This window comes from Methylopila henanensis (assembly GCF_042681025.1).
In the GTDB taxonomy this organism is placed as follows: domain Bacteria; phylum Pseudomonadota; class Alphaproteobacteria; order Rhizobiales; family Methylopilaceae; genus Methylopila; species Methylopila henanensis.
In genome coordinates this window covers 549421-555921 of the sequence record NZ_JBHUER010000001.1, presented here as the reverse complement: position 1 = coordinate 555921, position 6501 = coordinate 549421, and the positions used below count along the sequence as shown (strand labels likewise).

The 6501-nt window shown below is 74.1% G+C and carries 1 protein-coding gene; it reads right to left on the bottom strand.

Annotated features, from left to right (window positions below; translation table 11 throughout):
- Positions 1-6427: apolipoprotein A-IV repeat region-like domain-containing protein (locus ACFSCV_RS02665; RefSeq protein WP_378796721.1), on the bottom strand; the 6427-nt coding region annotated here is incomplete at its 3' end.
- Positions 6428-6501: the final 74 nt, after the last annotated feature.

Here is a 6501-nt window from a genome sequence, read left to right as displayed (position 1 = left end):
CGAACGCCGCGCCCTGGCGGGCCGCGATCTCGCCGAGCGCGTTCAGCGCCTTGATCTGCTCCGCCACCACGCGGCGCAGCTCGGCCGCGCCTTCCTCGGCCTCCTTCGGCATCTCCAGCACGCCCCGGCGCAGCTGCTCGCGCGTCTGGTCGAGCTCGGTCTGGATCGTCGAGGTCATGCCGCGCATCTCGGCGGTGACGTCGGCGAAGCGCTTGCTGGCCTCGGCGAGCATGCGCGCCATCTCGCGGGCGGCCTCCTCGTTCGACGCCTTCAGCGCCGCGGCGGCCTTCTCGCGCTCGGCGTCGCCGAGCTTGCGCACCTTGTCGAACTCGCTCGCGATCGACTGCGAGGTCGCGCCGACCTGCGCGGCGAGCCCTTCGGCGACGCTCTTCGCGCGCGCTTCCGAACGGGTGAGCTGCTCGTCGATCGCGACCACATAGCCGTTGAGCGAGCGGGTCAGCTCCTCGGCCTTGGCGCCGAGGCCGGCCGCGAGGCCCTCGAGCGCCGCGCGGCGCTCCTCGAGCGCGCCGGCGAGCCGGCTTTGGGCGCCGTCCAGCGTCGAGGTGACGCCCGAGATCGCCTGCGCCTGATGCTCGAGCTGCTTCGACACCTCGGTCACGCGCTGGAGCACGCCGGCCGACACGTCGCGCAGCGACACCACCTGGGAGCCGACCTTCTCGCCGGTGCGGGTGGTGGTCTCCGCGATGTCCGCCATGATCTCCTCGAAGGCGGAGACGCGGCCGGAGAGCTCGGTCTCGACTGCGCCGAGCTTCGAGCCGGCGCCTTCGAGCAGGGCCTGGAGAGCGGCGTTCGAGTCGCCGAGGCGGGTCAGCGCCTCCGCCAGCGCCCCGGTCAGCGCGGCTTGCGTCTCGGTCAGGTCGCCGACGGCGCGCTTGCTCTCGCGCGCCACGGTGGCGGCGAGGGCGGAGGTCGCCTCGGTGACGGCGTCCTGCAGGCGCTTCGCCGAGGCGTCGAGCTGCTCGACGGTCTTGGCGGTCTCGGCGCCCATGGATTCGCCGAGACGATGGGAGGCGAGGCGCAGGCGGTCGGCCACGCCGTTGAGGCCGGCGACGGTCTCGGCGCCGCGGGTCTCGAAGGTGCGGGCGAGGTCGCCGTTCAGCGTCTCCAGCGTGTCGCGCATGGCGTCGCCGCGGGCGCCGACGGTCTCGACCAGATTGGCGAGCCGTTCGTCGAGCTGGGCCGAGAGCGTCTCGCCGACGCCGGCAAGCTCGCGCGTGACGGCCTCGCCGCGGGCGCCGATGCGCTCCACGAGCCCGGCGCCGTTCGAGTCGAGCGCCGCGCCGACTTCGGCGATGCGCGCGGCGAGCCGCTCCGCGACCTCCGCGGTCAGGCGCGCGAGATCGCTCTCGACGCGGCCGGAGGTCTCGGCGAGCGCCGCGTTGACGCTCTCCACGCGGCCCGAGATGCGCTCGGCGAGGTTCTCGCCGCGGGCGTCGAGGGTCTCGCCGACGCTGTCGATGCGGCCGGTGACGGTGGTCTCGAACCGCGCGATGCGGCTTTCGAGCGCGCCCGCCACCTCCAGCGCCTTGGCGCCGAGCGAGGAGGAGATCGCCGCCGCCTTCTCGTCGAAGGCGGTGACCAGGCCGTCGGTGCGCTCCGACAGGTCGGCCGCGAACTCGGCCGCACGCTGGGCGAGCGTGGCCGCGACGCCGGTCGAGCCTTCGCCGAGCGTGCGGGCGAGGTCCAGCGTGCGGGCGGCGAGCGTCTCGTTGAGCGCGCGGGTCCGCGCGTCGAGGCCGTCGTCGATCCGGCCGATGCGGCTTTCGAGCGAAAGCGCGAGATCGCCCATGCGGCTGGCGAACTGCTCGTCGAAGCCGCCGAGGCGGGCGGCGAGCACGCCGTCGAGCTCGTTCGTCCGCTCCGCGAAGGCGTCGATGCGGCCGCCGATCGCGTTCTCCAGCTCGCCGGCCTTGGCGTCGAAGCCCGCGAGACGGGCGGCCACGGCGCGGTTCAGCACGCCCGCGCGGTTCTCGAAGGTCTCGAGGCTCGCCGCCAGCGCGCCGCTGATCAGCTTGGCCTTCTCGTCGAAGGCGCCGACGCGCTCGTCGAGCGCGGCGTCGAGCTGGGAGATGCGGGTTGCGAGCGCCTGCACGTGGTCGCCGAGCGCCGCGTCGAGCGAGGTCGCGCGGGTGTCGAACGCGCTCAGCCGTTCGCCGACGACCTGGTCGAGCGAGGCGACCTTGCCGTCGATGCGGTCGATCTGGGCCGTGATGGCGTCGTCGATCGCCGCCACCTTGCCGTCGATCGAGTTGATGCGGTCCGAGACGTTGGCGTCGAAGCGGACGATCTGCCCGTCGATCGCCCCGACCCGTTCGCCGAGGCTCGCGTCGAAGCGCACGATCTGGCCGTCGAGCGCGCCGATGCGCTCGCCGAACAGGGTGTCGAAGGTCGAGATCTTGTCGTCGAACTGGCCGATGCGCTCGCCCAGCGTCTCGCCGAGCCGCTCGATCCGTCGGTCGATCGCGCCGGTCTGGCTGCGCGAGGCTCCGTCGAGCGCGGTGACCCGCTCGTCGAAGGCCGAGAGCCGGTCGGCGATCGCGCCGTCGAGCTCGGACAGCTTGCCGTCGAAGGCGCCGAGGCGTTCGCCGAGCGTGGCGTCGAGCGCAAGCGCCTGCGCGCCGATCCGGTCGGCGAGCTTGGCGCCTTCGTCGCGCAGCACGCCCTCGACCTCGGCGACGCGCGCCGCGATCTGGTCGGCGAAGCCGCCGCCGACTTCCGACAGCCGGGCGGCGAGCGCCGGGCCGCGTTCGCCGAGGGTGGCGTCGAGCGCGGCGAGCTGGGCCGCGAAGCTGTCGTTGACCGCCGAGCCGCGGGCGGTGATGTCCTCCGCAAGCGCGCGGGCCGCGACGGCGAGCGTCTCGCCCAGCGTCGCGCCGCGGCTGGAGATCGAGTCGCCGAGTTCGCTCGCGATCCGCGCGAGCCGTTCGTCGATCTCGGAGGCGCGGTTGTCGAGCAGGCCGCCGAAGCCTTCCACCGAGGTCTCGAAGGTGGCGCGGACCGACGCCGCTCCGTCCTCGAGCCGGACGGCGACGGCGCGGACGGCCTGGTCGAGCAGGCGGTCGGCCTTCTCGACCTCGTTCGCGAGCCGCTCCCCGAGCGTGGCGCCGGCGCTGTCGAAGCGGCTCTCAAAGGCCGCGATGCGGTCGTCGAAGCCGGCGCCCAGGCGGGCGCTCGCGGCTTCGAACGCGGCTTCGGCCGCGAGGGTGCGCGCGCCCATGGCGTCGACGAGGCGCGTCTCGGCCGAGGCGAGGCGGCGCTCCAGGTCGCCGCCGCGGGTGATGACGGCGTCGTGGATGCGCTCGGCGGTGTCGCCCAGCGTGATGGCGAGCGCGCCGCCGCGCTCCGCGATGACGTCGGCGACGGACGCGCCGGTGCCCGCGAGCCGCTCCTCGAAGGCGCGCAGGCGCTCCTCCACGCCGGAGCCGATGCGGGCCGTCGCGGCCTCGAAGGCCGCTTCGGCCGCGATGGCGCGGGCGTCGATCTTGCCGCTGAGGGCGTCGCCGGCGGAGACGAGCCGGTCCTCGAGGTCCGCGCCCTGGACCACGACGATGTCGTGGAAGCGCTCGGTGGTCTCGGACAGCGTTCCGGCGAGGCGTCCGCCATGGTCGGCGATGACGTCGGCGACCGAGGCGCCGGTCGTGGCCAGACGTTCCTCGAAGGCGCGCAGGCGCTCGTCGACGCCCTGGCCGATGCGGTCGGTGGCGGCCTCGAACGCGGCTTCCGCCGCAACGGCGCGGGAATCGATCTTCCCGCTGAGCGCGTCGCCCGCCGCCGCCAGGCGCTGCTCCAGATCGGAGCCGCGGACCACGACGATGTCGTGGAAGCGTTCGGTGGTCTCGGTCAGCGTCCCGGCGAGCTGGCCGCCATGTTCGGCGATGACGTCGGCGACCGAGGCGCCGGTGGTGGCGAGACGCTCCTCAAAGGCGCGCAGGCGCTCGTCGACGCCGGTCGAGATGCGGCCGGTGGCGGCCTCGAAGGCGGCCGCGGCTTCCGCGGCGCGGGCGTCGATGGTCTCGCCCATGCGGGAGCCGACGCCGGTCAGGCGGGTCTCGAGATCGTCGCCGCGGTTCACGACCACGTCGTGGATCCGTTCGGCGGTGTCGCCGAGCTGGGTGATCAGGATCGCGCCGCGCTCGGACAGGACGTCGGCGATCGTGACGCCGGTGGTTTCGAGATTCTCGCGCACCTCGGCCGAACGGCCGTCGATCGCCGCGACGATGCGGGAGCCCGCGGCCTCGAAGTCGCGCTCGATCTCGTTGCTGCGCACCACGATCGCCTCGTGGACGCGATCGCTCGCCTGCACGATGCGGGTCGCGACGTCGTCGCCGCGCGTCTCCAGCAGTCCGGCGATGCGCTCGCCGTCTTCGGTGAAGCGGCGTTCGAGATCGACGCCGTGGACCGCGATCGCCTCGTGCATGCGGGAGGCCGCGTCGTGCAGCCGCTCGGCGAGTTCGCCGCCCTTGAGCGCGATCGTCTCGGCGAGGCGTCCGCCGGTCTCGTCCAGCTTGCCGGTGATCTCCGAACCGCGCAGCGAGAGGTCCAGCACCACGCCGTCGCCGGCGTTCCTGAGAGCCTCGGTGATCTCCGCGGCGCGCACCGCGAGCGTGCCGTCGATGTCGCTTCCCGCCTGCGCGAGCGCGCCGGTGACGTCCTCGGCCCGCTCGGCGATCGCGCGCGCCACGCGCTCCGCCCGCTCGGCGAACTCCGCCGACACCTCGTCGCCGGTCTTCTGCAGCCGGTCGGAGGCGAGCGACGCGCGCGAGGTCAGATCGTCGGAGAGGCGGGACGCGATCGCCACGAGCTCCTCGGTGACGCGATCGCCGCGCGACCCGAACTCCTCGGTGACGGACGAGGCCGTGGCCGAGAGCGTGTCGCCGAGCTCGCGGGAGCGTTCCGCAAGACCGTCGAGCAGTTCGCGGGAGCGCTCGCCGAGCCCGTCGAGCATGTCGCGCGAACGGTCGTCGAGCGCGGCGTGGAAGCCGCCGCCGGCGGTGGTGAGCGCGCCGAGAAGCTCGGCGACTCGGTCGCTGAAGCTCGCGGTCACGGCCTCGCCGGTGCTGTCGAGCTTTTCGGTGACCTCATCGGCGCGGCGGGCGACGCTGTCGAGCAGCGCGACGCCGGCGCGGTCAAGGCGCTCGGCGATGTCAGCGCCGCGGGAGTCCAGCGCCCCCGCGATCTGCTCGCTGGTGCGGGCCAGACGGTCGTCGATGTCGGCCCCGGCGGCCGCGAAGCGGTCGGTGACGAGCGTCGCCCGCTCCTCGACCGAGCGGAACAGCGTCTCGCTGGCGTCCATCAGCGCCGCCTGCGCGGTCTCCGCGCGCTCGGCGAAGGAGGCGGACACGCGCGCGCTGGTCTCCTCGATCGAGGTGGAGACGGCCTCGCCGGTGCTTGTCAGGCGCTCGATCATGTCGGCGCCGCGGCCGCCGACGGCGCTGAGCATGGCCTCGCCCGCGCCAGTGATGGCGTTGGTCAGCTCCGCGCTCTTGGCGTCGAGCTGCTCGGAGATGCGGGCGCCGGATTCGGAGATGTTGGCGGTCAGCAGCGCGGCGGCCGCGCTGAGGTCGCGGGCGAGCGCCTCCTGCGCCTCGCCGACGGTGGCGCGCAGCCGCTCGGCGTTGCCGTCGATGGCCTCGCGCTGGCTCTGCATCTCGGCGATGAGCGCGCGCACGCGCAGTTCGTTGTCGTGGAACGAGCGCTCGAGCGAGGACACCTCGCCGCGCACGAGCGACTCGAGGTCGCCGGCGCGCGCGACCGCGCGCTCGACGCCGTCGCCCATGGCCGCGACCTCGCGGCGCACCGCCTGCCCGAGCGAGGCGACGGCTTCGGAGGAGGCGGTCTCGGGCTCGGCGAGCCGGAGCGCGACTTCCGTCATCGAGCGGGCGACGAGGCGCATCTCCTGCGAGCGCCAGGCCATCATCGCGATCATGTAGAAGAACACGATCGGCGCGAGCGTGCCGACGGCGGCTGCGGCGAGCTGGGCCTGCACGGCGGGGTCCGTGAGATCGGCCTGGCCGCCGAGGCCCACGACGCCGAAGGCGTAGAGCGCGCCGAGCCCGGCCCAGGCGACGGAGGCGAGCGTCGCAAGCACGAAGGGCGCGCCGGAGGGCTTGCGCTGCAGGGCGTAGACGATGTGCGCGAACGAGCGGGCGTCGTCGTTCGCCGGGGCGCGGCGTCCGCGGTCGACCGCGGCGGCCCGCCGCTCCGAAGCTGGGGAGGGCGCGGCGAAAGGCTGCGGGGAGGGGTCCGGGGACGCGGCGCTCATGCGCTCGGCGACGGAGGGTTCGGGCGCAGACCGCGGGGAGGGCTCCACGGTCGCCTTCGCGCTCGGGGCGACGAGGTTCAGGGCTTCCTCGATCGCCGACAGGGCCGCTTCCGCAGGATCCTTCGCCGTGTTCGCATTCGCCATCGTCTGAGCCTCGCGTCCGTACACTGCACACATCGGTCGCTTCGGGCCGGGTCGCGCACCATTCGCGCGCGGAT